This is a genomic window from Pseudomonas sp. CFBP13509 (assembly GCF_005233485.1).
Classification (GTDB): Bacteria; Pseudomonadota; Gammaproteobacteria; order Pseudomonadales; family Pseudomonadaceae; genus Aquipseudomonas; species Aquipseudomonas marginalis.
In genome coordinates this window covers 60,281-83,287 of record NZ_QGAA01000010.1, presented here as the reverse complement: position 1 = coordinate 83,287, position 23,007 = coordinate 60,281, and the positions used below count along the sequence as shown (strand labels likewise).

20 protein-coding genes and 1 pseudogene are annotated in these 23,007 nt (G+C 61.3%); 12 read left to right on the top strand and 9 right to left on the bottom strand.

Annotation, left to right across the window (positions count from 1 at the left end):
• Positions 1–32 precede the first annotated feature (32 nt).
• Positions 33–302 (top strand): DUF2790 domain-containing protein, encoded by a 270-nt coding sequence (locus PspCFBP13509_RS17975; protein WP_027606408.1) that lies wholly within the window; start codon positions 33–35, stop codon positions 300–302.
• 61 nt (positions 303–363) lie between these two features.
• On the opposite strand, the gene PspCFBP13509_RS17970 is transcribed toward PspCFBP13509_RS17975, so the two are convergent.
• Complete coding sequence (locus PspCFBP13509_RS17970; RefSeq protein WP_027606409.1) at positions 364–633, bottom strand: DUF1652 domain-containing protein; 270 nt, start codon at positions 631–633, stop codon at positions 364–366.
• A gap of 232 nt (positions 634–865) precedes the next feature.
• A complete protein-coding gene (gene ilvA, locus PspCFBP13509_RS17965; RefSeq protein ID WP_074846461.1) occupies positions 866–1,888 on the bottom strand; it encodes a threonine ammonia-lyase, biosynthetic in 1,023 nt (340 codons plus the stop codon).
• Between the two features lie 249 nt (positions 1,889–2,137).
• Between ilvA and PspCFBP13509_RS17960 the strand changes: the two genes are divergently transcribed.
• Together PspCFBP13509_RS17960 and map are read left to right on the top strand one after the other, a co-directional pair.
• On the top strand, positions 2,138–2,338 hold the full coding sequence (locus PspCFBP13509_RS17960) for a ParD-like family protein (protein WP_027606410.1): 201 nt from the start codon (positions 2,138–2,140) through the stop codon (positions 2,336–2,338).
• Positions 2,338–3,093, top strand: a complete 756-nt coding sequence (gene map / locus PspCFBP13509_RS17955; protein WP_065927856.1) for a type I methionyl aminopeptidase — start codon at positions 2,338–2,340, stop codon at positions 3,091–3,093. Before PspCFBP13509_RS17960 ends, map begins: the two co-directional genes overlap by 1 nt.
• Before the next feature lie 727 nt (positions 3,094–3,820).
• Here the strand turns inward: map and PspCFBP13509_RS17950 are convergent.
• Positions 3,821–5,407, bottom strand: coding sequence for a RimK family protein (locus PspCFBP13509_RS17950; RefSeq protein WP_137212437.1), 1,587 nt, complete (start codon positions 5,405–5,407; stop codon positions 3,821–3,823).
• 94 nt (positions 5,408–5,501) lie between these two features.
• Here PspCFBP13509_RS17950 and PspCFBP13509_RS17945 point away from each other — a divergent pair.
• Positions 5,502–5,951: pseudogene (locus tag PspCFBP13509_RS17945) on the top strand (GNAT family N-acetyltransferase); the annotation flags it as partial.
• Here the strand turns inward: PspCFBP13509_RS17945 and sfnG are convergent.
• Positions 5,947–7,032 carry a dimethylsulfone monooxygenase SfnG gene (sfnG, locus tag PspCFBP13509_RS17940; RefSeq protein ID WP_137212436.1) on the bottom strand — a complete coding sequence of 362 codons (1,086 nt, stop codon included), beginning with the start codon at positions 7,030–7,032 and terminating at the stop codon, positions 5,947–5,949. The pseudogene PspCFBP13509_RS17945 and the gene sfnG overlap by 5 nt on opposite strands.
• Positions 7,033–7,299: 267 nt before the next feature.
• Between sfnG and PspCFBP13509_RS17935 the strand changes: the two genes are divergently transcribed.
• Positions 7,300–8,538 (top strand): acyl-CoA dehydrogenase family protein, encoded by a 1,239-nt coding sequence (locus tag PspCFBP13509_RS17935; protein ID WP_065948646.1) that lies wholly within the window; start codon positions 7,300–7,302, stop codon positions 8,536–8,538.
• A 151-nt stretch (positions 8,539–8,689) separates the two neighbouring features.
• Here PspCFBP13509_RS17935 and PspCFBP13509_RS17930 read toward each other — a convergent pair whose 3' ends face one another.
• The 4 genes from PspCFBP13509_RS17930 to PspCFBP13509_RS17915 form a co-directional block, all read right to left on the bottom strand.
• A complete protein-coding gene (locus PspCFBP13509_RS17930; protein WP_027606416.1) occupies positions 8,690–9,475 on the bottom strand; it encodes a sulfite exporter TauE/SafE family protein in 786 nt (261 codons plus the stop codon).
• Between the two features lie 91 nt (positions 9,476–9,566).
• Positions 9,567–10,337: a class I SAM-dependent methyltransferase gene (locus tag PspCFBP13509_RS17925; protein ID WP_065927861.1), complete on the bottom strand. Its 771-nt coding sequence runs from the start codon at positions 10,335–10,337 to the stop codon at positions 9,567–9,569.
• Between the two features lie 58 nt (positions 10,338–10,395).
• Positions 10,396–11,700: an ATP-binding protein gene (locus PspCFBP13509_RS17920; RefSeq protein WP_065927862.1), complete on the bottom strand. Its 1,305-nt coding sequence runs from the start codon at positions 11,698–11,700 to the stop codon at positions 10,396–10,398.
• A 3-nt stretch (positions 11,701–11,703) separates the two neighbouring features.
• A complete protein-coding gene (locus PspCFBP13509_RS17915) occupies positions 11,704–12,405 on the bottom strand; it encodes a response regulator transcription factor (RefSeq protein ID WP_027606419.1) in 702 nt (233 codons plus the stop codon).
• A 171-nt stretch (positions 12,406–12,576) separates the two neighbouring features.
• On the opposite strand from PspCFBP13509_RS17915, the gene PspCFBP13509_RS17910 reads away from it, so the two are divergent.
• The 7 genes from PspCFBP13509_RS17910 (at position 12,577) to PspCFBP13509_RS17880 (ending at position 20,579) form a co-directional block, all read left to right on the top strand.
• The gene (locus PspCFBP13509_RS17910; protein WP_065948647.1) at positions 12,577–13,734 is read left to right on the top strand and encodes an efflux RND transporter periplasmic adaptor subunit; all 1,158 of its coding nucleotides are present in this window, start codon (positions 12,577–12,579) and stop codon (positions 13,732–13,734) included.
• A gap of 12 nt (positions 13,735–13,746) precedes the next feature.
• The gene (locus PspCFBP13509_RS17905) at positions 13,747–16,836 is read left to right on the top strand and encodes an efflux RND transporter permease subunit (protein WP_065927864.1); all 3,090 of its coding nucleotides are present in this window, start codon (positions 13,747–13,749) and stop codon (positions 16,834–16,836) included.
• Between the two features lie 91 nt (positions 16,837–16,927).
• A complete protein-coding gene (locus PspCFBP13509_RS17900) occupies positions 16,928–17,569 on the top strand; it encodes a DUF1345 domain-containing protein (protein ID WP_074846450.1) in 642 nt (213 codons plus the stop codon).
• A gap of 72 nt (positions 17,570–17,641) precedes the next feature.
• A complete protein-coding gene (locus PspCFBP13509_RS17895) occupies positions 17,642–18,481 on the top strand; it encodes an AraC family transcriptional regulator (protein ID WP_065927865.1) in 840 nt (279 codons plus the stop codon).
• Positions 18,482–18,535: 54 nt separating this feature from the next.
• Positions 18,536–19,141 carry a LysE family translocator gene (locus tag PspCFBP13509_RS17890; protein ID WP_065948649.1) on the top strand — a complete coding sequence of 202 codons (606 nt, stop codon included), beginning with the start codon at positions 18,536–18,538 and terminating at the stop codon, positions 19,139–19,141.
• A 118-nt stretch (positions 19,142–19,259) separates the two neighbouring features.
• Positions 19,260–20,081, top strand: coding sequence for a hypothetical protein (locus PspCFBP13509_RS17885; RefSeq protein ID WP_137212435.1), 822 nt, complete (start codon positions 19,260–19,262; stop codon positions 20,079–20,081).
• Between the two features lie 48 nt (positions 20,082–20,129).
• Positions 20,130–20,579, top strand: a complete 450-nt coding sequence (locus tag PspCFBP13509_RS17880) for a hypothetical protein (RefSeq protein WP_065948651.1) — start codon at positions 20,130–20,132, stop codon at positions 20,577–20,579.
• A gap of 62 nt (positions 20,580–20,641) precedes the next feature.
• On the opposite strand, the gene PspCFBP13509_RS17875 is transcribed toward PspCFBP13509_RS17880, so the two are convergent.
• Positions 20,642–22,852, bottom strand: a complete 2,211-nt coding sequence (locus PspCFBP13509_RS17875; protein WP_137212489.1) for an autotransporter outer membrane beta-barrel domain-containing protein — start codon at positions 22,850–22,852, stop codon at positions 20,642–20,644.
• Positions 22,853–23,007 lie beyond the last annotated feature (155 nt).

Below are 23,007 nucleotides of genomic sequence, written 5' to 3'. Positions count from 1 at the left end.
AGTGAAATTCCACTCACTTGCGGAGCACCACCATGAAACTGCACACCTTAATGCTCGGCGGCGCCCTGGCGCTGGCGGCAGTGTCGGGCCTGGCCCAGGCTGACGATCAAACCCAGGCGGTCAACCCCGTGCCTTATCATTACGGCATGCCGATGAACATTGCCAAGGTCCTGGCCATGAACGAAACCCCAACCGGCGACTGTAAAGTCATTGATGCGGATATCAAGTTCCTGGACAAGGCGGGCAAAGTGGAAGACGTGAGCTACCGGAAGATGTCCGAAGCCTGCGATTTCCAGAATTGATGGGCAAACATACACAGCATTGGGCCTGGCATTTACCAGGCCCACCGTTCATAACCAACGATCAGTAGTAACCGCGCCCTCCAGCCCGCTGCTGGACAGGTGCATGGCTGTGCTTGAGGTCTTCACGCAACCCGGTAATGAGGTTGCAAATAGCTCGACTGCTGTCGAGTTTGTCAGCATTGATACCTTTGACCTCCAAATCCACCCGGTCACGGTCGCGGTCGTCATAGACCTTGATCGTCAGCGAAGCATCTTCGGCTTTGGTGCATTCGCACCGTTTAGGCAGGAAACTTCCTTCAATAATGCTGCGAAGTTCTAATTCCGAAAGCATGGCCAACCTCTCCTTTTTTGAGACTGCCAATCGATTGTTATAGGTCTGCAGGCCCGTGCCTGCCACGTCTCGCCAGCCCTGGAAGACGCTTACCTTTACCAGCCTACTCGGCAAATTCCGTTTTTGTTGTAACTTTTCTTCATAAGCAATGTAGGAATTTATATAGCTTAGGTCACCCCAGTTAAATCATCGTCGAACCGCTTCGATTAATCGTTTAACCCCACGCTTCGAATTAAACTGCAGCTTGTGCCGCCACTCTTTCAGCAACATATCGCAAACTATCAAAGTTGATATTTGCGCCTGAATTAACTGCGACCAAGGTCTGCCCACTCACCCCACGACTGGCCACGTACTTGCGAACCCCCGCCACCGCCAACGCACCGGAAGGCTCGGTGATGGAACGCGTATCGTCATAGATCAACTTCATTGCGCTGCACAGTTCGTCATTGCTGACGGTGATCACCTCGTCGACCCAATCGCGGCAGATCTCAAAGCCATAGGCGCCGATCTGCGCGACTGCGGTGCCATCGGCGAACCCGTCGACACTTGGCAACACCACCCGTTCCCCGGCCTGCAGTGCGGCGAGCAGGCAACTGGAGCCTTCGGGCTCGACCCCGATGATGCGCACTTCGGGCCGCAGGTATTTGACGTAGGCCGCAATGCCGGCGATCAGGCCGCCGCCGCCCACGGGCACGAAGATCGCGTCCAACGGGCCTTGTTGCTGGCGCAGGATTTCCATGGCCACCGTGCCCTGGCCGGCGATCACCTCCGGGTCATCGAAGGGCGAGACGAAGGTGCAGCCGGACATCTCGGCCAGTTGCAGCGCATGGGCCAGGGCAAACGGGAAGCTCTCGCCGTGCAGCACCGCTTCGGCGCCCCGGGAGCGCACGCCCAGCACCTTCAATTCCGGCGTACTGCACGGCATCACGATCCGCGCCTGGAGCCCCAGCGTCTTCGCCGCCAGTGCCACGCCTTGCGCATGGTTACCCGCCGACGCCGTCACCACACCGCGCGCTTTCTGCGCGCCGGTAAGCTGCACCAGCTTGTTGTAGGCGCCGCGAATCTTGAAGGAAAAGGTCGGTTGCAGGTCTTCACGCTTGAGCAGCACCTGGTTGCCGAGCATTGCCGAGAGTGCCGGTGCGGCTTGCAGGGGCGTCCGCACCGCGAGGTCATAGACCGGCGCGGCGAGGATCTTTTTCACATAGTGTTCAAGCAATGCCGTATCAGCGGTAGACGGGGCGGGGCACGTGCTCATGGGGTGTCTCCTGGTTTTTAAAGGCCCTGGAGACGGAACAAACAAAACCCGCCTCTAAGGCGGGTTGGGGTGCAGCCGTGTGCTATCCCGCCAAATGAGGAATGGCGGTAATAATGCTTGGCTGGCTGCGGAAGGCTGGGTAGGTCATGCCTGGAAATTAACCGGCCATCCGGATCAAGTCAACATCATGTTTACTGACGACATACGAAACATATACGATTCGTATATCCAACCACTACAGTGAACCTCATGGGCATCGTCAAGATCAGCGACCAACTGCACGAACAACTGCGCCTGGCCAGTGCGGCCATGGACCGTTCCATCAACGCCCAGGCCGAGTTCTGGATCAAGGTCGGCCTGCTCGCCGAACTCAATCCCAGCCTGCCCTACCACGAGCTGATCAACAAACTGTTGCTGGACAAGCCCGACCTGATCCGGGGGCGCAGCTGATGATCAAGACCGCCGCCCAACTGGCTGTGATGCGCGAGTCCGGACGCCTGCTGGCCCAAGTGTTCGACATGCTCGACGGGTTTGTCGCCGCCGGCCGTTCCACCCTGGAACTGGACAGCGCCGTCGAAGCCTTTATCCGCAACGAATTGAAAGCCCGCCCTGCCAGCCTCGGGCAATACGACTACCCCTTCTCCATCAACACCTCGATCAACGAAGTGGTGTGCCATGGCATGCCCAGCGCCAAGGAAATCCTCAAGGAGGGCGACATCGTCAACATCGACATCACCCTGGAAAAAGGCGGCTTTATCGCCGACTCCAGCAAGATGTACATGATCGGCACCGTCGCGCCCAAGGCGCGGCGCCTGGTGGATATGACATTCGAGGCCATGTGGGCCGGGATCCGCCAGGTCAAGCCCGGCGCACGCCTGGGGGATATCGGCCATGCGATCCAGAGCCATGCACAGGCCAATGGCTACAGCGTGGTGCGTGAATACTGCGGCCATGGCATCGGCAAGCAGATGCATGAAGAGCCGCAGATCCTGCACTTCGGCCGCCCTGGCACCGGGCTGGAACTGCGTGAAGGCATGGTGTTCACCATCGAACCGATGCTCAACCAGGGCGGCGCCAAGGTGCGCAGCCTGAAAGACGGCTGGACGGTGGTGACCAAGGACAACAGCCTGTCGGCGCAGTGGGAACATACGGTGGCAGTGACGGCGGATGGCTTTGAAGTCCTTACCCTGCAAACCCGCCCTTGATTCACCCACCGCCGTAGATACCGCCTTATGCAACACCGCGCAAATCCGTAGCAGCTGTCGAGCCCCGGCGAGGCTGCGTTGGCCGCGACTCGGTCCTGAGTCGGCAGCGCGCCTGACGCAGCCTCGCTTACGCTCGGCAGCTGCTACGGGGGTGGGGCCGTGATGTGATTGGCGTTCGTAGCAGCTGTCGAGCCTTGGCGAGGCTGCGTCGGCCGCGACTCGGTCCTGAATCGGCAGCGCGCCTGACGCAGCCTCGCTTGCGCTCGGCAGCTGCTACGGGGGTGGGGCCGTGAGGTGATTGGCGTTCGTAGCAGCTGTGGAGCCCCGGCGAGGCTGCGTTGGCCGCGACTCGGTCCTGAATCGGCAGCGCGCCTGACGCAGCCTCGCTTGCGCTCGGCAGCTGCTACGGGGGGGAGGCCTTGACGTGATTGGCGTTCGTAGCAGCTGTCGAGCCTTGGCGAGGCTGCGTCGGCCGCGACTCGGTCCTGAATCGGCAGCGCGCCCGACGCAGCCTCGCTTGCGCTCGGCAGCTGCTACGGGGGTGTGGCCTTGACGTGATTGGCGTTCGTAGCAGCTGTCGAGCCCCGGCGAGGCTGCGTCGGCCGCGACTCGAGCCTGAATCGGCAGCGCGGCCTACGCAGCCTCGCTTGCGCTCGGCAGCTGCTACGGATGTGCGCGGTTAGCTACGCGGCGCGACTTTAAACACCTGTGGCATGCACTCAGCCACTCACCAGACCTGGCCCTGGCGTTTCAACTCCAGGCGCCGCACAAACTCTTCCAGCACCAGGCTGTACAGGTCGTCCTGCAAGTAGGCGTCTTCGATGCCGGCATCCAGGTTGGGGTTGTCGTTGACCTCAATCACCACCACCTTGTCGCCGGACTGCTTGAGGTCCACACCGTAGAGGCCGTCGCCGATCAGGTTGGCGGTCTTCACCGCCAGTTCCACCACCGCCCTGGGCGCTTCATGGACAGCCAGGGTGCGGCATTCGCCGTTGATGGCCTGGCCAATGGCCTTGTGGTTATAGATCTGCCAATGGCCCTTGGACATGAAGTATTGGCAGGCAAAGATCGGCTTGCGGTTGAGTACGCCGATGCGCCAGTCGTACTCGGTGTAAAAGAATTCCTGGGCCAGCAGCAGCACCGAATGCTCGAACAACTCGGCAGTGGCCTTGAGCAAGGCTTCCTGGCTTTCGACCTTGATCACGCCACGGGAGAAACACCCGTCGGGAATCTTCAACACCAGAGGAAACCCGAGGCGCTCGCCGACCCGCTCGAAGTCCTGCGGTCGTTCCTTGTAGAGAATCTCGGTGGCAGGCATACCTAACTGATGGCTGTTGAGCAGGTCGGTAAGGTAGACCTTGTTGGTACAACGCAGGATCGATGCCGGGTCGTCCATCACCACCAGGCCTTCGCTTTCGGCTTTTTTGGCAAAGCGGTAGGTATGGTTGTCGACACTGGTGGTCTCGCGGATCAGCAAGGCGTCGTATTCGGCCAGGCGCGCGTAGTCCTTGCGCTCGATCAGCTCCACATCGATGCCCAGTCCCTTGCCCACGCGGATGAAATTCTCCAAGGCACGGGCGTTGGACGGTGGCAACTGCTCCTGTGGATCGTGCAGGATCGCCAGGTCGTAACGGGCCAGTCGCCGCGAACGAGGTTGGCGCCAGATCTTGCGGCTGAAGTTATCGAGGGCGTGGGCGAATTGATCTTCCTGGTCGTCTCGTAACTTGTGCAATACGCCGGACTTGACCCCTACGATATGCCAACCGTTATGTTTTCTGAACTCAACTAACAAGATCGGACATGGGAATGTTTCAAACAACTGACGGGCCAATTCCTGCAACGGTTCTATATTGGTCCTGCCGAAGTAAAGTGTCAGGGTAAACCCTTCGGTATTACTGTAGAGGTGATGACTCAAGGCTTTATCAAGGGTTTTATCCAAGTCATCCAGCGCCAGGCCGTACAGCGACTTTTTAGTCAGCTCACTGATGGTGCGCACCGAAGGAATCACCTTGTGTCCGCGCGCTTCGGCCAGCAACGAGCAGTAGTAGCCGTGCCCCAGGTACTTGTAGCTGCGGCACAGGTTGATCACCTGCACCCGCTTGCCTGACTCGTTCTGCCGGGTTTGCTCCAGGTACTCCTGGGCGGTGACGATGTCTTCGCTGGGAAAGTAGGAGGCCCAATCTTCCTTGCGTTCAACAATGATCACCACTTGACTGTTACTTCGAGGCGGCGCAGAAAAAAAGTCCTTCGATGTTATTGTCGCCGCGACGATTTGCTCGGATACTTCACGCCAATGACCTTGTACCGCCGACATAATATTTGATCCGCTTTAGAGAACTCGACCTTTTCTATTAAGCACGATCTTTTAGGGAAGTCCCGTTTCGTTACGCAACTTTTACGGCGGTTATATGGCTCTTTTCTCTCGCATTGCATTACCCGGCGATATACCGGCATTAGTCGCATTGGAGCACCCGTGTTTCACCACAGACCGGCTCTCATCGCGCAGTTTTCACTGGATGATCAGCCGCGCCCACGGCCAGTTGCTGGTGGCGGAACAGGACGGGCAGTTGCTCGGTTATGCGCTGGTGCTGTTTCGTCGTGGCAGCGTGTTCGCGCGCCTGTATTCCATCGCCATTGCCGAGCACGCACGCAGCCTCGGGCTGGGCAAGCAGTTGCTCAGCCATGTCGAGGCCTGCGCGGTGACGCACGGTTGCACCCACCTGCGCCTGGAGGTACGCACCGACAACCCCCGCGCCCTGGCGCTGTATGAACGCAACGGCTACCGGCGTTTCGCCCAGGTCAACGACTACTACGCAGACCACACCCCGGCCCTGCGCCTGGAGAAAACCTTGGTCAGGCCACCTGCTTGATCCCGGCCTTGGCTTCCAGCTCGCGCACCAGCGGCAACACGCGCTTGCCGAAGTACTCCACTTCTTCCTGGAAGTGCAGGAAGCCCGCCAGCACCAGGTCCACGCCCACCGCCTTGAGCGCGACGATGCGCTCGGCAATCTGCTGCGGGGTGCCGATCAGGTTGGTCTTGAAGCCATCGTTGTACTGCACCAGGTCTTCAAAGCTGGACTTGGCCCAGTTGCCCTCGCCTTCGGGGGATGCCTTGCCGGCCTGCCTGGCCGCGTCGCCAAAGGCGTTCACGGCCTCCGGGTCGGCCTTGTCGATGATCTCTGCGAGCACGGCGCGGGCTTCTTCCTCGGTGTCGCGGGCGATGACGAACGCATTCACGCCGACCTTGACCGAATGGTTGTTCGCGGCAGCCTTGGCGCGAATGTCATCGACCTGGGCCTTGATGCCTTCCGGGGTGTTGCCGTTGGTGAAGTACCAGTCCGACACGCGCGCCGCCATGTCTCGCGCGGCTCGCGAACTGCCGCCCTGGAACACTTCCGGCTGGCCCAGGGGCTTGGGCTTGAGGGTGTAGTTGTTGAAACGGTAGAAGTCGCCCTTGAAAGTAAAGTCGTCCTGGGTCCAGATGCCTTTGAGGGCGCGGATGAATTCTTCGGAACGGCGATAGCGCTCGTCGTGCTCCAGCCAGTGTTCGCCGATGGCCTGGAACTCGCCCTTGAACCAGCCACTGACGATGTTCACCGCAATGCGGCCATTGGTGAGCTGGTCGATGGTCGCCAGTTGCTTGGCCGCCAGCGCCGGTTGCCACGGGCCGGGCAGGATCGCGGCGATAACCTTGAGCTTGGTGGTCGCGGCCAGCAAGGCATGGCTGAACGCCACGGACTCATGCTGGTTTTCCGCGCCGTAGCCGGCGGTGAAGCGGATCTGGGTCAGGCCGTATTCGAAGCCGGCTTCCTCGGCCAATTGCGCCAGTTTGCGGTTGTAGTCGATGCCCCAGTGGGTGCGTTGTTCGATCTTGCTGACCACCAGCCCACCGCTGACGTTGGGCACCCAATAGGCAAATTTCACGGCTTGCTGACTCATCGAACGGTACCTCGCATAAAGGAATGTACCGAGGTGTGGAGCAGCAAGCGTGCCAGGCGGAGGCAAACGCCCGCGCCACAAGGGGTGCGGCATGTATTCAGGGCTGGGAGGCGTTGAATGCCGATGTCAGGGATTGCGACGGTTTGTCGATTTGCTGTTGCCAGGGCAACAGTAGACAGCATGCATCCCCCGTAAACATTGGCCCTGGCACCCGGCACGGACTGTGCAATCACTCCCTGCACCGATCACTGCCCCGGAGCCCTGCTCATGACCGAACACCACGTTATCAACCCGTTGTCTGTCGGCGTCGACTACCCCACGCTGGCGGCGCGCTTTCGCCCGATTTTCCAGCGCATCGCCGCTGGCGCAGTGGAGCGCGAACAAACCCGCGCCCTGCCCCACGAGCCGATCCAGTGGCTCAAGGAAGCCGGCTTCGGCGCGGTGCGGGTGCCGGTGGAATATGGCGGTGGCGGTGCTTCGCTGCCGCAGTTGTTCGAACTGCTGATCGAACTGGCCGAGGCCGACTCCAACGTGCCCCAGGCCCTGCGCGGGCATTTCGCCTTTGCCGAAGACCGCCTGAATGCGCCGCCCAGTGCCGGCCGCGACCTGTGGTTCAAACGCTTTGTCGACGGCGACATCGTCGGCTGCGCCTGGACCGAAATCGGCACCGTGGCCATTGGCGACGTTGTCACCAAGGTCAGCCCGGACGGCGAGCAGTGGAAACTCAACGGTGAAAAGTTCTACAGCACCGGCAGTATTTTCTCCGACTGGATCGACGTGTACGCCCAGCGCAGCGACACCGGCGGCGATGTGATCGCCGCCACCCGCGCGCGCCAGCCCGGCGTGGAACACAGCGATGACTGGGACGGCTTTGGCCAGCGCACCACCGGCAGCGGCACCTCGCGCTTTACCGATGCGGTGGTGGAGGCGGAAAACGTCATCGACTTCGCGACCCGCTTCAAATACCAGACCGCGTTCTACCAACTTGTCCTGCTGGCCAGCCTCGCCGGTATCGGCCGTGCCGCATTGCGCGATGTGGCCCACCAGGTGCGCAGCCGCAAGCGCATCTACAGCCATGGCAATGCCCAGCACGTCAGCCAGGATGCCCAGATCCAGCAGGTGGTGGGCGAAGTCGCCGCCCTGGTCTACGCCGCCGAAGCCAGCGCGCTGAGGGCTGCGGTACCGGCACAGCGGGCGTACCTGGCGCGTTTCGGTGGGGATGAGGGGGGCGAGCGCGAAGCCAACGTGGCCGCCGAAATCGAGTCGGCCACAGCGCAGGTGGTGGTGTCGGAGCTGATCCAGCGCGCCACCAGTGAGTTGTTCAACGCACTGGGGGCCTCGGATGTGCGCCAGGGCAAGTCCCTCGACCGCCATTGGCGCAATGCGCGGACCGTGTCGTCGCACAACCCGGTGATCTACAAGGCGCGGATCGTGGGGGACTGGGTGATCAATGGCACCGAGCCGCCGTTTGTGTGGCAGATCGGTAATGGCCCGGCGAAAGCCTGAATCAAGGTTGGTCACAGTCAAAATGTGGGAGGGGGCTTGCTCCCGATGGCGGTTTGTCAGTCGCCTCATCAGTTGACTGATCCACCGCTATCGGGAGCAAGCCCCCTCCCACATTTGGCCCCTGCCTGTGTAGTTGAATCCCGTGTGCGCCTCAAAAGGCCAATTTGTAGCCGATGGTCATCAACATGATCGCCAGGCACGGGCGCAATACGCCGTCCGGGACCTTGCCGGTCATGTGGCTGCCGAAGTAAATGCCCGGCAGCGACCCCATCAGCAGGAAGCCCAGCAGGTGCCAGTCCATATTGCCCATGCCGGCATGGCCCAGGCCCGCCACCAGGGTCAGGGGCACGGCGTGGGCGATCTCGGTGCCGACCAGGCGGCGCGTGGCCAGGAACGGATAGAGGATAAACAGCGCGACCGTACCGAGGGCGCCGGCGCCGATGGAGGTGAGCGCAACCATGGTCCCCAGCACCGCACCGGTCACCACGGTCAGGGCATTCAGGTTGCGCGGGTTCATATGGTAGTGATCGCCGGCGTGGCGCTGGGCGAACGCCAGCAGGCGTTGCTTGAACAGGATCGCCAGGGCGGTCAGCAGCAGCACCACGCCGAGGGCCTGCTTGATCACCGCGTTCATGGCGCTGGGGTCGGTGTGCAGGCTGGCGAGGAACCACAGGGTCAGCAACACCGCAGGCACGCTGCCCAGGGTCAGCCAGCCGGTGATGGTCCAGTCGATGTTCTTGTTCTTGCTGTGGACCAGCACGCCACCGGATTTGGTGATGGCCGCGTACAGCAGGTCAGTGCCCACGGCCGTGGCCGGGTTGATGCCGAACCACAACAGGATCGGGGTCATCAAGGAGCCCCCGCCGACACCGGTCATGCCGACGATAAAACCAACGATCAGGCCCGCAATTACAAAACCAAAGTTACCCACTTCCATCAACGCTACCCGCGGCCTTATAAATTTCTGGCCGCAGGATAGCGATTTTTCTTATAACGACTTATATCAATATGATCTGACTTTATGCCTTTTATGGCAGTCGACGACAGACATACGCCTGGGTCTGATAAGGAAACGCCACCGTGTCGCGGCCCTTCAGGGCTGGATGGCTGGCGATCAAGCCACGCAACTGCTCGGTCACGAGGGCTTTTTCAGCCTCGGGCAACGCAGCAATAAAGCTCACGGAGAGGAAGCGATCCATGATCACTTCCTGTGGGCTGCCGACGTGGCTATAGGGGAAACAGGTCATTTCGGGGACTGAAAAGTACTTGCCGTCGAAGGCTTCACGCCAGCGTCCGGAGTGAAAACGCGGGGTGTCACCCTCGTAGGGCGTGATGATCGCAGTGATCGCCGCCACCCAGTCCACCGACTCATCGCGCACATTCCACACCAGCCCGAGGCGCCCTTCGGGCTTGAGCACGCGGTGGATTTCCGCCAGCGCGGCCTGGGTGGAGAACCAGTGAAAGGCTTGCGCGCAGACCACCGCGTCGGCGCTGGCGGTTTCCAGGGGGATGGCTTCGGCGGTGCCGTTGACCAGGCGCACATCCGGCAACAGCCGGGTCAACTGCGCACCCATGGCCTGCACCGGTTCGACGGCGATCAACGTCGGCGCCAGGGTGCTGAGCAGGCGCGTGAACTTGCCGGTGCCGGCGCCCAGGTCGATCACCCGTGAGTGCCCATCGACGCCGAGCACATCCGTGAGCCAACCGGTGAGCTGCCTGGGATAATTCGGCCGGCCTTGGGCGTAAGTGACGGCCTGGGTAGAGAAACCTTGTTGAGCAGACGTGTGGACACCAGTCATTGCCAATCTCTCCTCGGGTAAAGCGGGGGCACAGTGTGCGCCTTCCCCGGGAGATTTTCTAATCGGCAGCCGTGGGCAACCACACCCGGAACCGTGCGCCGCCCAACGGCGAGGCCAGTGCGGTCAGGGTGCCACCTTGGGCCTCGAGGGCTCGCCGGCTGATGGCCAGGCCCAGGCCAAAGCCACCGGTGGAGCGGTCGCGGCTGCGGTCGAGGCGGTAAAAGGGCTCGAAGATACGCTCGCGCTGGTCCAGCGGAATGCCGATGCCATCGTCATCCACCCAGATTTCACAGCCTTTGGCGCAGACCTTGACGCCCACCTGAATGCGCTTGTCGCAGTAACGCGTGGCATTGCGCAACAGGTTCTGCAAGGCACGGGCGGTGAGGCGCGGGTCGAGGCTGAAGCGTTCCACAGCGCAGTCGAGTGCCACATCGATGACGATCTCGGGGTTTTCCAGCTCGTCATCGACGCTGCCCAACACGCTGTCGATAAATTCATCGAGCACCACCTCCACACGCTCGGGCAATTGCGTCGGGTTTTGCAGGCGACTGTAGGACAGCAACTCCAGCACCAATTCATCCAGCTCGCGAATATGCGCAACCAGGCCATGCAGGCGCTCGCGACTGGCCTCCGGCAAGTCCTCCGACAGCGCCAGGGCCAGGCCGAAATCCAGGCGTGTAAGGGGTGTGCGCAGTTCGTGGGAGACCGCGTTGAGCAGGTCGCGTTGCTGGTTGAGCAGGTGTTCGATGTCGTCGGCCATGGTGTCGAACACCGACGCCAGGCTGCCGATATTGGAGCTGGGCGGAATGTGCGTGCGCTCGGCCAGGTTGCCCTTGCCCAGTTGCGTGGCGGTGCTTTTCAGGCGTTCGAGATCGCGCCAGTGCGGACGCAGCCAGAACAGCAGGCAGGCCAGCAACGCCGCACCGATCAGCACGTTCATCGACCAGTACAACAGGTTCATGTCCAGCGGGTCTGGCGGAATGGTCAGCTTGACCACGAACTGCTCGTTGAGCGGCGAGCTGATGTCCTCCATCCAGCCAAACTCCCCCAGGTGAATCACGGGGTTGCCCTGCTCCAGCAGTTTGGCTTCCTGCGTGGTGTAGCTCGCGTCCTGGCGCAACAGCAATTGCACTTTGAGGGGCGCGAAGTCACTGCCCAGTTGCTCGGTCACCTGGGACCAGCGCTCCACCGGCGCGCGCAGGTACTGCTTGACGATCAGCTTCTGCATGCCCCGTGACTGCTCGACGTTGTAGTCCAGGTAGCGGTGTTCGAACAGTTGGATCACCAGCTTGGGAATCAGGAAGATCGCCGCGCTGTAGGTGACGATGGTGATCAGGTAAAGACGTAGCAGCACACGAAACATCGATCAGCATTCCCACTCGGAACGGCTGAACAGGTAGCCCTTGCCCCACACGGTCTTGATCTTGCGCGCTTCACCGGCGTGGTCGTCGAACTTGCGGCGCAGCTTGGAAATGGCCACGTCCACCGAACGGTCGGTGCCGTTGAACTCGATACCGCGCAGCCGTTGCAGGATCTGGTCGCGGCTGAGCACTTCGCCGGCATGCCGGGCCAGCACCACCAGCAGGTTGTATTCGCCGCTGGACAACTCCACCGCCTGTTCGCGCCAGGTCACCGTGCGTTCCGACAGGTCGATGCACAGGTTGCCCATCAGGATCTGGTCATTGGCCACCTGGGGCTCGGACAAACTGCTGCGCCGCAGCAAGGTGCGCACCCGCGCCAGCAGCACACGCGGCTCGCAGGGTTTGGTCACGTAGTCGTCGGCGCCCATTTCCAGGCCCAGCACCTGGTCGTGGCTGTCGTCGCGGGCGGTGAGCATCAGGATCGGCAGGCCCGCCGAGTCGGCGCGCAGCAGGCGGCACACTTGCAGGCCGTCGAGGCCGGGCAGCATCAGGTCGAGGATCACCAGGTCCGGCGGGTCGAGGCGCGCGCGCTCACGGACGTGGTCGCCACGGCTGAGCACACTGACGTGGTAGCCGTTGCGTTCCAGGTAGCTGGCAATCAGCTCGGAGAGTGCGGCGTCGTCTTCCACCAGGAGGATGTTGGGCATGGTGTTTCCAAATAATGCGGTTTGTTGGTGTGTTGCAGGATTGTGCAAGGATATACGCCCTCGGCGCCCCGCGCGCCGCACCTTACATTTCTTCACAGACGACCTACATAGCTTCACAGCACCACAGCGCCGGTGCCCTTAGGATGCGCCAGTCAATATTGGGATAAGAGCATGTCGAAGAATCTGTTTGCGCCATTTTGCCTGTTGGCCCTGATGCTGGCCCTGAGTGCCTGTGACCAATCGGCCGACGAAGCGCCGCAAATGCCCCTGGCCAAAGTGCGCATCGAAACCCTTGAGGCCAAGCCCCTCTCCATCACCAGCGAATTGAGCGGACGCATCGCCGCGCCACGCATTGCCGAAGTGCGCGCACGGGTGGCCGGGGTGGTGATGCAACGGGTCTTCAAGGAAGGCCATGACGTCAAACAGGGCGACGTGTTGTTTCGCATCGATCCGGCACCGTTCAAGGCTGACCTGGACAGCGCCCAGGCCAACCTGAGCAAGGCCGAGGCCAATGCGTTCCAGGCGCGCCTGCAGGAGCAGCGCTACAGCCAACTGGTGGAAGGCAATGCCATCAGCGGCCAGGACTACGACAACGCCCGCGCCAACCTGCGCCAGACCAACGCCGAAGTCGCCGCCAACAAGGCCGCCGTCGAGCGCGCCAGGTTGAACCTGGGCTATGCCACCGTGACCGCGCCGATTTCCGGACGCATCGGCCGCGCCCTGGTGACCGAAGGGGCACTGGTAGGCCAGAACGAAGCCACGCCCCTGGCGATCATCCAGCAACTGGACCCGATCCACGCCGACCTCACCCAGTCCACCCGCGAGCTCAACGACCTGCGCCGCGCCTTCCGCGCCGGCAGCTTGAAGCAGGTCGGCCAGGACCAGGCCAAGGCCACGTTGATCCAGGACGACGGCAGCCTCTACCCGCTGCCGGGCAAGTTGCTGTTCGCCGAGATCAGCGTCGACCCGGGCACCGGGCAGATCATCCTGCGCAGCGAGTTCCCCAACCCGGACCTCGACCTGTTGCCCGGCAGCTTCGTGCGGGTACGCCTGGAGCAAGCCGTCGACAAACAAGGCATCAGCGTGCCGCAACGCGCCATCACCCGCGACAGCGCCGGCATCCCCATGGTGCTGCTGCTCGACGCCGAGCAGACCGTCAGCCAGCAGCCGGTGGAACTGGGTGCGGTGATCGACGACCGCTGGGTGGTCAGCCATGGCCTCAAGCCCGGCGACCGTATCGTCGTCGAAGGCCTGCAGCACGCGCGCCCCGGTGAAAAAGTCGAGGTCGATGACAGCCCCACACCCGTTGCCCAGGCTTCCGGCCAATAAGGATCTTTGACAATGCCGCAGTTCTTTATTGACCGCCCGATCTTCGCCTGGGTGGTCGCCCTGTTTATCCTGCTGGCCGGCTTGCTGGCCATCCCGCAGTTGCCGGTGGCCCAGTACCCCAACGTCGCGCCGCCGAAGGTGGAAATCTACGCGGTGTACCCGGGCGCCTCGGCCCAGACCCTGGATGAAAGCGTGGTCAGCCTGATCGAGCAGGAGCTCAACGGTGCCGATCACCTGCTGTATTTCGAATCCCAGAGCAGCCTCGGCTCGGCAACGATTACCGCCACGTTCCAGCCCGGCACCCACCCGGAAATGGCCCAGGTCGATGTGCAAAACCGCCTCAAGGCGGTGGAGCCGCGCCTGCCCCAGGCCGTGACCCAGCAGGGTTTGCAGGTGGAGAAAGTCTCCGCCGGCTTCCTGCTGCTGGTGACCCTCACCTCCAGCGACGGCAAGCTCGACGACGTGGCGCTCAGCGATTACCTGGCGCGCAACGTGATGAACGAGCTCAAGCGCCTGGACGGGGTGGGCAAGGCCCAGCTGTACGGTGCCGAACGCGCCATGCGCATCTGGATCGACCCGCAGAAACTGATCGGCTTCAACCTCACGCCGGCCGACGTGAATGCGGCGATCAGCGCACAGAACGCCCAGGTTTCGGCCGGCAGTATCGGTGACTTGCCGGGTACCAGGACCCAGGAAATCACCGCCGCGATCCTGGTCAAGGGCCAGCTGTCCACGCCGGCGGAATTCGCCGATATCGTGCTCAAGGCCAACCCGGACGGCTCCACCGTGCGCATCGGCGATGTGGCGCGGGTAGAAGTGGGCAGCCAGGAATACCAGTTCTCCACGCGCCTGAACGGCAAGCCGTCCACCGCCGTCAGCGTGCAACTGGCGCCTGGGGCCAATGCGCTGAACACCGCGACCCTGGTACGGGCGAAGATGGACGAGCTGTCGCGCTACTTCCCGGCCAATGTGGAGTACAAGATCCCGTACGACACCTCGCCGTTCGTCAAGGTCTCGATCACCAAGGTGGTCTACACCCTGCTCGAAGCCATGGCCCTGGTGTTCGCGGTGATGTTCCTGTTCCTGCAGAACGTGCGCTACACCCTGATCCCGACGCTGGTGGTGCCGATCGCGCTGATGGGCACCTTCGCCACCATGCTGTTGCTGGGCTTCTCGATCAACGTGCTGACCATGTTCGGCATGGTGTTGGCCATCGGCATCCTGGTGGATGACGCCATCGTGGTGGTGGAGAACGTCGAACGGATCATGGTCACCGAGGGGCTGTCGCCCAAGGACGCGACGAAGAAAGCCATGGGCCAGATCACCGGCGCCATCGTCGGCATTACCCTGGTGCTGGTCGCGGTATTCCTGCCGATGGCGTTCATGGCCGGCTCGGTGGGGGTGATCTACCAGCAGTTCTCGCTGTCGATGGCCACCTCGATCCTGTTCTCGGCCTTCCTCGCCTTGACCTTGACCCCAGCCCTGTGCGCCACGCTGCTCAAGCCGATTGCCAAGGGCGAGCACCATGCCAAGGGCGGGTTCTTTGGCTGGTTCAACAAGCGCTTCGAGCAGCTCACCGACCGTTACGAAGGCTGGGTCGCCTATGCCCTCAAGCGCAGCGGCCGTTACCTGCTGATCTACCTGGTGCTGTTGGTGGGCCTGGGGCTGATGTTCAGCCGCCTGCCCTCCTCGTTCCTGCCGGTGGAAGACCAGGGCTACACCATCACCGACATCCAGCTGCCGCCCGGCGCGAGCAAGAACCGCACGGTGCAGGTGGCCGAACAGATCGAAGCGCATAACGCCGGCGAGCCTGGGGTGGGCGACACCACCATGATCATGGGCTTCAGCTTCTCCGGTTCCGGGCAAAACGCGGCGTTGGCGTTTACCACGCTCAAGGATTGGTCGCAACGCGGCAGCGATGACTCCGCCGCCTCGATTGCCGACCGCGCCAACATGGCCTTCAGCGAGCTCAAGGACGCGATCGCCTATGCGGTCCTGCCGCCTCCCGTGGATGGCCTGGGCACCTCCAGCGGTTTCGAGTTCCGCCTGCAGGACCGCGGCGGTGTAGGCCATGCAGCCTTGATGGCGGCACGTACCGAACTGCTCGACGCCGCCGGAAAAAGCCCGATCCTGGCCAACGTGCGCGAAAGCGCCCTGGCCGAGGCGCCGCAAGTGCAGTTGGAAGTCGACCGCAAACAGGCCAACGCGCTGGGCGTCTCGTTTGCGGATGTGGGCAATGTGCTGTCTTCGGCCATCGGTTCGGCCTATATCAACGACTTCCCCAACCAGGGCCGCATGCAGCGCGTGGTGGTGCAGGCTGAAGGTGACCAGCGCAGCCAGGTGGCGGATTTGATGAAGATCCACGTGCGCAACAAGGATGGAAAGATGGTACCGCTGTCGGCGTTTGTCGAAGCCAAATGGACCCAGGGCCCGGCGCAACTGACGCGGTATAACGGCTACCCTGCCATCGCCATTTCCGGCGAGGCCGCACCCGGCCACAGCACCGGCGAGGCGATGGAGGAAATCCAGCGCCTGGTCAGCCAATTGCCGGCAGGCCTGGGCCAGGAGTGGACCGGGTTGTCGCTGCAGGAACGTTTGTCCGGCTCACAGGCGCCGATACTGTTGGGGCTGTCGCTGCTGATCGTGTTCCTGTGCCTGGCGGCGCTGTATGAAAGCTGGTCGATCCCGACGTCGGTGTTGCTGGTGGTGCCGTTGGGCGTGCTCGGCGCGGTGCTGGCGGTGACCTTGCGGGGCATGCCCAACGATGTGTTTTTCAAGGTCGGCCTGATCACCATCATCGGCTTGTCGGCGAAGAACGCGATCCTGATCATCGAGTTCGCCAAGGACCTGTATGACCAGGGCGAAGACCTCATCGACGCCACCCTGAAAGCCGCACGACTCCGGTTGCGCCCGATCATCATGACGTCGCTGGCGTTTATCCTCGGCGTGGTGCCCTTGGCGATTGCCACCGGTGCCAGTTCGGCGAGCCAGCAGGCGATTGGTACCGGGGTAATCGGCGGGATGATCACCGCGACCCTGGCGGTGGTATTTGTGCCGGTGTTCTTTGTGGTGGTCATGAAGCTGGTGCGCAAAAAGCGCTAAGGCTTTTTGGGGGACACTGTAACGGTGGCGGGCCCGCTTGCCACAACAAAAATGCGCTAAGGTGCTCACAGGTAACCATCTGTGAGCTGCCATGCCTTTTCTAGCCCGTACCCACCCTCGCCTCTCCGCCGCCGCTGTGCTCGGCCTTGCCGTCGGCATCCTGGCGCCGGCCGCCACCCTCGCCAGCAAAATCCTCATCGGCTGGAACGCCGGGGTCTGGACCTACCTGGTACTGATGCTGTGGTTGACCAGCCGTGCCAGGGCCGACGATGTGAAGCGCATCGCCGAAATCGAGGACGAAAACGCCGGGCTGGTGCTGTTCACGGTGTGCATCGCCGCCATCGCGAGCCTCGCCACCATCACCTTCGAACTGGTGGGCAGCAAAGACCTGGCCACTTCCGAGCGCCTGCTGCACTACGGGTTTACCGGGCTGACGGTGATCGGTTCATGGCTGTTGATCGGGGTGATTTTCAGCGTGCATTACGCCCGCCTGTATTACACCTGGAACGGCAAGGAACCGGCGTTGCGTTTTGCCGAAGGACTGTTGACGCCGAACTACTGGGACTTCCTGTATTTCTCCTTCACCATCGGCGTGGCGGTGCAAACCTCTGACGTCGGCGTCGCCACCCGCGGCATGCGCAAGGTAGTGCTGGGGCAATCGCTGATCGGTTTTCTGTTCAATACGGCGATCCTGGGGTTCTCGATCAACATCGCCGCCGGGCTGTTCGGCTAGGCTGCACAAACCTTCTAGACGCCCTGGTGCCGTTGGGCGCTAATACCCTTACACATTCCGTCCCGGTGTTTTATGGCTGCGCATAATTGGATCGATCTGTCCCAGGACGCCGACACCGGCATCGAGACCCTGCGCGCGCATTTCGAGGGTCACGCCTATGACCCCCACTGGCATGACAGCTATCTGGTCGGCGTCACCGAACAAGGCGTGCAGCAGTTCAACTGTCGCCGCGCCCGCCACAACAGCGTGCCCGGCCAGGTGTTCCTGGTGGAGCCCGGTGAATTGCATGACGGCGACGCGCCCACGCCGGACGGCTTTACCTACCACATGCTGTACCTCGACCCGCAGTGGCTGGCGCGAGAAGTGAGTGCGGTGTTCGAAGAGGCGCCGCCCCATAGTCAATTGAGCTTCGCCACCACCTTGACCAGCGACCCGCGCCTGGCCCTGGTCACCAGCCAGGCCTTCCAGACGCTGCACAGCGGCGAACTGCGCATCGTGCGCCAGCGCGCCATGGACCAATTGCTCGAACACCTCACCGGCCAACTGTATTGGCGCAGCCGTTACCGTGAAGACCCACGCCTGCCGCAGGTGGCTCACAAGGCCCGGGAGTACCTGCACGCCCACCTGCATCACGATGTCGGCATGGACGAACTGGCCCTGGCCTGTGGCGTCGACCGCTTCCGCCTGAGCCGCGCGTTCAAGAGCGCCTTTGGGTTGCCGCCCCACGCTTACCTGGTGCAATTGCGCCTGGCCCGCGCCCGGCACGCATTGGCCAGGGGCGAGCAACCGGCCGACGTAGCGATGGCCCTAGGTTTTGCCGATCAAAGTCACCTGGGCCGCTGGTTCGTGCGCGCCTATGGACTGACACCGGCGGCCTACCGCAAGCGCTGCTCAAACCTTCCAGACAGGTAAGCCACAGGCTTGTGAAGATGGACAGCCCTGATCTGTTCATTGGAGTCCGCCTGTATGCCATCCACCTTCCTGCCCTTCCTGTTATTCGCCTTCGTTGCCTCCATCACCCCCGGGCCCACCAATATCCTCGTACTCAGCAACAGCGCGCGTCATGGCCTGCGGGCAGCCGTGCCGATCATCCTCGGGGCGTGCGCCGGTGCGGCGGGGATCGTGCTGGCGGTCGGTTCAGGCATCGGCGAATCACTGGTCCATCTGCCGCAAGTGCAAACCGCCATGCAATGGATCGGTATCGCCTGGCTGAGTTACCTCGCCTGGCAGATATTCAGCGCGCCGGCCCAGGCCATTGACACCGATGCCCCACAGAAACGCCTGGGCCTGCTCGGTGCGGCCAGCCTGCAACTGGTCAATCCGAAGACGTGGATGATGGCGTTGGCGGTGGTCAGTGTGTTTGCCGGGCAGGGAGAGGGGCGTGAGGCGCGGGTGTTGGCCTTGTCCCTGGTGTTTTTTGCGGTTTCCCTGCCATGTCTTGGGATGTGGGCGTTGCTGGGCGCAGGCTCCGCCCGCTTAGTGGGGTCGGCCAAGGCCATGCAACGCTTCAATCGATGCATGGCGATCCTATTGCTGGCATCTGCCTGGCTGGGGATGTGGCACCCGGCGTAGACAACCGACGAATGGCACGGGGAACCTGTTAGTTCTGACAGTTGTGCGTTCGGCGCAGATGGCGCTGAATTGAGTCGCACACCACAGCAACCCATTTAAAGGGCGCGGGGGTTGATTCATGTCAGAACAACCGATGATCAATAATCTGGTTCTAAATGGCACCTTCGCCAGGCACGGGACCTCCTGGACCGCCACGGCCACCGCTCCAGGCCGGGTGGATTTTTCACGTCAACACTGCATCATCACTGCCACGGGACGCGCGGAACAGGAGGTGCCTGCTTCCGGCGGCACCTCCTACACCTTCAGTGCCTATACGTTGATTACCTATGAGGGTGCCGGTTCTGCCCGGCTGACATTTCGACCGTCGGATACAAGTGAATCCATCGGGCTGACGGGGAACCACGGCTGGACCCACCGATCGATCACGTTCAACACCCCCGCAGGCACGACCGGTATCACCGTACAACTGATCGGTGACGCCGGGGAAGTGTGGTTCGATAACGTCAGGCTGGTGGAAGATGAAGGCACCGTCATCCCCATCGAACTGATCCGCAATGGTGATTTCGCCGAAAACGGCACGGGCTGGACGGTCACGCTGCCTGTCGGCTCAAGCGTCACCTTTCATGACAACAGGTGCCAGGCAAATCTGGGTGGATTCATTGAGCAGGTGATTACCGTCACACCAGGACAAACCTACGATTTTTCCATTGAGGCAATGACCCCCTCAGGCGGTCATGGATTCGCAATATTCGAGCTCACACCGGACAACGTGCAGCAAATAGAACTTCGCGGCGGCGGCGGCTGGGACACTTACACTCACTCGTTGACCATTCCGGAAGGAATACCGGAGTTCACGCTACGGATTCTGGGCGAGACCTTCCTCGTGGTCGACAACCTGTCCCTGAAATTATTCACCGCCTCAGCAAACACACCCAATTAGCGCGCTCATCACACACACGGGTACAACCCATCGCAGGAGAACTCAATCATGACCACTGCAACCGCACGAAAAGCTAAATCCGAAGAAACGACTAAGCAATATTTTCAAGGCAAAATTGGACGTGAGGATTTCAAGGCAGACTTTATTGAGCATGAATGGAAAAACAACTTTTGGCTGACTGAAGGCGCCATGAAAATTCCACCGGGTGAAACATCGAGACAAAGGGTGATTTTCAAATACCACAGCGAAGACTTGCCGTCCGGTCGTTATTCAATTCCAGACACCCAATCCCCCTCTCGATACTCGGTGATTCTCATGACCGTCAACGACACGCCTGTCCCGGCTTATCAGGCACACCGGGGTACCATCGAGTTTTTTCACGACCCTAACGGCAATACGGTCGAGGGCGCACTCAACGTTTACCTCAAGGATATCGACGACAACGAAATAAATATGCAAATCCTGTTCAACACAAAAAATACGTCAGATGAGTCCTGACAAAACGCCCCGGATCCGGGGCGTTTTGTTAAACCTGCTTAAAGCGTACCGCCACTGTCGGATTACCAGTTATAGCGCACGCCGACATTCGCCCCCCACGGTTGATCAACATGTTTGCCCTGGCCGTAGTCGAAGTCGGCATGCACCTGCAGGTTCTGGGACAACGAGACCGAGAACCCCGCCCCCACTTCGATGCGGGAACCTGAGAGGTTATTGTCGAAAGTCTGGTTGTTGACCATGACTTTGTTGTTCTTGACAAATTCATGGGCCACGCCGGCGCGCAAGTACGGCTGAAGCACGCTGCCATCGTCCAGTACGAAGTCACGCCCCACCGTTACGCCCAACTTGCCCAGTACCGAGTCGGTGTGATCGTTCTTGGCTTTCAGGCCGTTGTCCAGGCGATAACTCTTGCCTTGTACCGTCACCACGGAGGCCTGGGCGAACGGTTCGACAAAGAAGTCATCGTCGAGTTTGATATGACGACCGACCTCCACGGACGCACCCAGCGCATTGGTGCTGTAGTTACCTTTGGTTTGCTTGCCGTCACTCAAACCGACCTTGGCATTGTTGTTCAGGCGGTTGGCCTTGACCACCCCATCCAGGTAATACCCGCTCTCTTCATCCAGCCAGGTGGCATACAGGCCCGCGTAGTAACTCTGCACCGTACCCGAGGTACCCCGGCTGAGATCCAGGTCGGAAGTACTGTGACCGGCCATCACCCCCAGCAACCATTGCCCGTCGCCTACCGGTGTATCGGCACCCAGAGAGAAACCGCGCTGGTTTTGATCGTAGGCTCCGCCGTCCCCACCGCTGATTTCGTACTTATTGCCGTAGGCACGCAGCCAACCGCCGGCTTCGACACCGCTATAGCGAAGGTCTCCCATGCGGCTGCGCAGGGAAGTCATTTCGCCATACCACACGGTCGGCGCAGTATTGAACAACGCCAGTACCGAGCGGGTACCTGGGCTGACGGTACGATTGTTCGGGTCGAGGAACCAATCGTTGCCTTCCTGCTTGAGTCCATAAGACCAGGCCCCAACGTCCACCGCCCCGCCCAGCAACTCGAACTGCGCGTCACCGCCACCGGTATGGACGATATGCACCGCGCCAGGATTGCCGGGCTCTGCACCGCTACTGGCGAGCAACAGGCCATGATGACCGGTGGCCTCACCGCTGATATTCAAAAAGTCAGTCAGGCCCCGGGCAAAATCAGTGCCCATCGCAAAGGTGCCCTGGCCCGACAGGCGCTCCAGGTCCAACCGATAAAAAGCGTCATCGTCGCCGAACTTGACCACGCCGTCGGCCAGTCTCAGATCGCCGACCTGACTATGGCCGGTCATGATCCACAGGGACTCATCACCTACTTCCAAGGATGAAACATTCTCCATGCGGCCGATCAATGAGGCCCGATCATTAAGCTTGAGATGAGCCTGGCTGCCGGACTCGACAATGACATCACCTTGAAGCCGGCTGTTCTCGACCCTCATGTTCGCCGTGGAGTTGCCTTTTACTTCCAGCAAATTGCCATTGCCGCCGGTAAGGGTCGAGCCATTGCGTACCACAATATCCGCCACGGCGCCCTGGCCCCTGGCCCCCTGTACCAGCAGCGCAGCACCGGTGACGCCGGTCACGTGGGTTTGGTCCAGAAGCAGCGTATTGGCCCCCGGCGCATATCGGTCATAAGACATTTCCACGCCGTTGCGCCCGCCAGTGATGTTGCTTTGATAGGCACGCGCCGTGGCGCTCTGCAGGCTCAACCCGAAACTGTCCGCGCCGGTACCGACTACCTGGCTATTCACGGTTTCCAGCAGGCTACCGCCGGTAACCGCGGCACCACCGGTTGCGCCCACGATGACACTGCCGTTTGCGGTTGCCGTGGACGCCTGGGTTGAGGTGGTAAATTTACCGACCACCATCCCGTGGTACTCAGCACTGGAAATCACACTGTCGTTGATCTGTGCTGCGCTGCTGAGCAAAGTGATGCCGGTCTGGAACGCGCCGGAAGCGGTGACGCGGCTGGCGCCTACATTCACATTCGAGCCGCCCTGGGCGACGACAGTGCCCATGATCAAGCTGTTCTGGCTGACATTCAGGCTCGAAGCATTGGCATAAACGTCCAGTGTCCGTCCGTCTATTACGTTGAGCGTGGCATTTTGCAGCTCAAACGTATCGATATAGGCGTCATGGTCAATGGTTTCAGTGCCATTCTCGATGAGCCTGGCATGGGCCCCAGGTGCCAGAAACAATAACGTTACAACAGACGGCACCTGCATCATTGCAACTAACGGTTTTAACTTGAAAAACGAATTGATATTCACAACACACCACTCATTCAACAGACATTCCGCGACGGAACGGTTCGGCCTATTTCCAGAGGGTTGGAGCCAGGCCACTCAAGGCCGCAAAACTACAGATTGGAATTACCTGC

Bases quoted from the DNA above. Each gene is read 5' to 3' on its own strand.
- PspCFBP13509_RS17975 (WP_027606408.1), top strand. From the start codon at position 33: ATGAAACTGCACACCTTAATGCTCGGCGGCGCCCTGGCGCTGGCGGCA.
- PspCFBP13509_RS17970 (WP_027606409.1), bottom strand. From the start codon at position 633: ATGCTTTCGGAATTAGAACTTCGCAGCATTATTGAAGGAAGTTTCCTG.
- ilvA (WP_074846461.1), bottom strand. From the start codon at position 1,888: ATGAGCACGTGCCCCGCCCCGTCTACCGCTGATACGGCATTGCTTGAA.
- PspCFBP13509_RS17960 (WP_027606410.1), top strand. From the start codon at position 2,138: ATGGGCATCGTCAAGATCAGCGACCAACTGCACGAACAACTGCGCCTG.
- map (WP_065927856.1), top strand. From the start codon at position 2,338: ATGATCAAGACCGCCGCCCAACTGGCTGTGATGCGCGAGTCCGGACGC.
- PspCFBP13509_RS17950 (WP_137212437.1), bottom strand. From the start codon at position 5,407: ATGTCGGCGGTACAAGGTCATTGGCGTGAAGTATCCGAGCAAATCGTC.
- sfnG (WP_137212436.1), bottom strand. From the start codon at position 7,032: ATGAGTCAGCAAGCCGTGAAATTTGCCTATTGGGTGCCCAACGTCAGC.
- PspCFBP13509_RS17935 (WP_065948646.1), top strand. From the start codon at position 7,300: ATGACCGAACACCACGTTATCAACCCGTTGTCTGTCGGCGTCGACTAC.
- PspCFBP13509_RS17930 (WP_027606416.1), bottom strand. From the start codon at position 9,475: ATGGAAGTGGGTAACTTTGGTTTTGTAATTGCGGGCCTGATCGTTGGT.
- PspCFBP13509_RS17925 (WP_065927861.1), bottom strand. From the start codon at position 10,337: ATGACTGGTGTCCACACGTCTGCTCAACAAGGTTTCTCTACCCAGGCC.
- PspCFBP13509_RS17920 (WP_065927862.1), bottom strand. From the start codon at position 11,700: ATGTTTCGTGTGCTGCTACGTCTTTACCTGATCACCATCGTCACCTAC.
- PspCFBP13509_RS17915 (WP_027606419.1), bottom strand. From the start codon at position 12,405: ATGCCCAACATCCTCCTGGTGGAAGACGACGCCGCACTCTCCGAGCTG.
- PspCFBP13509_RS17910 (WP_065948647.1), top strand. From the start codon at position 12,577: ATGTCGAAGAATCTGTTTGCGCCATTTTGCCTGTTGGCCCTGATGCTG.
- PspCFBP13509_RS17905 (WP_065927864.1), top strand. From the start codon at position 13,747: ATGCCGCAGTTCTTTATTGACCGCCCGATCTTCGCCTGGGTGGTCGCC.
- PspCFBP13509_RS17900 (WP_074846450.1), top strand. From the start codon at position 16,928: ATGCCTTTTCTAGCCCGTACCCACCCTCGCCTCTCCGCCGCCGCTGTG.
- PspCFBP13509_RS17895 (WP_065927865.1), top strand. From the start codon at position 17,642: ATGGCTGCGCATAATTGGATCGATCTGTCCCAGGACGCCGACACCGGC.
- PspCFBP13509_RS17890 (WP_065948649.1), top strand. From the start codon at position 18,536: ATGCCATCCACCTTCCTGCCCTTCCTGTTATTCGCCTTCGTTGCCTCC.
- PspCFBP13509_RS17885 (WP_137212435.1), top strand. From the start codon at position 19,260: ATGTCAGAACAACCGATGATCAATAATCTGGTTCTAAATGGCACCTTC.
- PspCFBP13509_RS17880 (WP_065948651.1), top strand. From the start codon at position 20,130: ATGACCACTGCAACCGCACGAAAAGCTAAATCCGAAGAAACGACTAAG.
- PspCFBP13509_RS17875 (WP_137212489.1), bottom strand. From the start codon at position 22,852: ATGCAGGTGCCGTCTGTTGTAACGTTATTGTTTCTGGCACCTGGGGCC.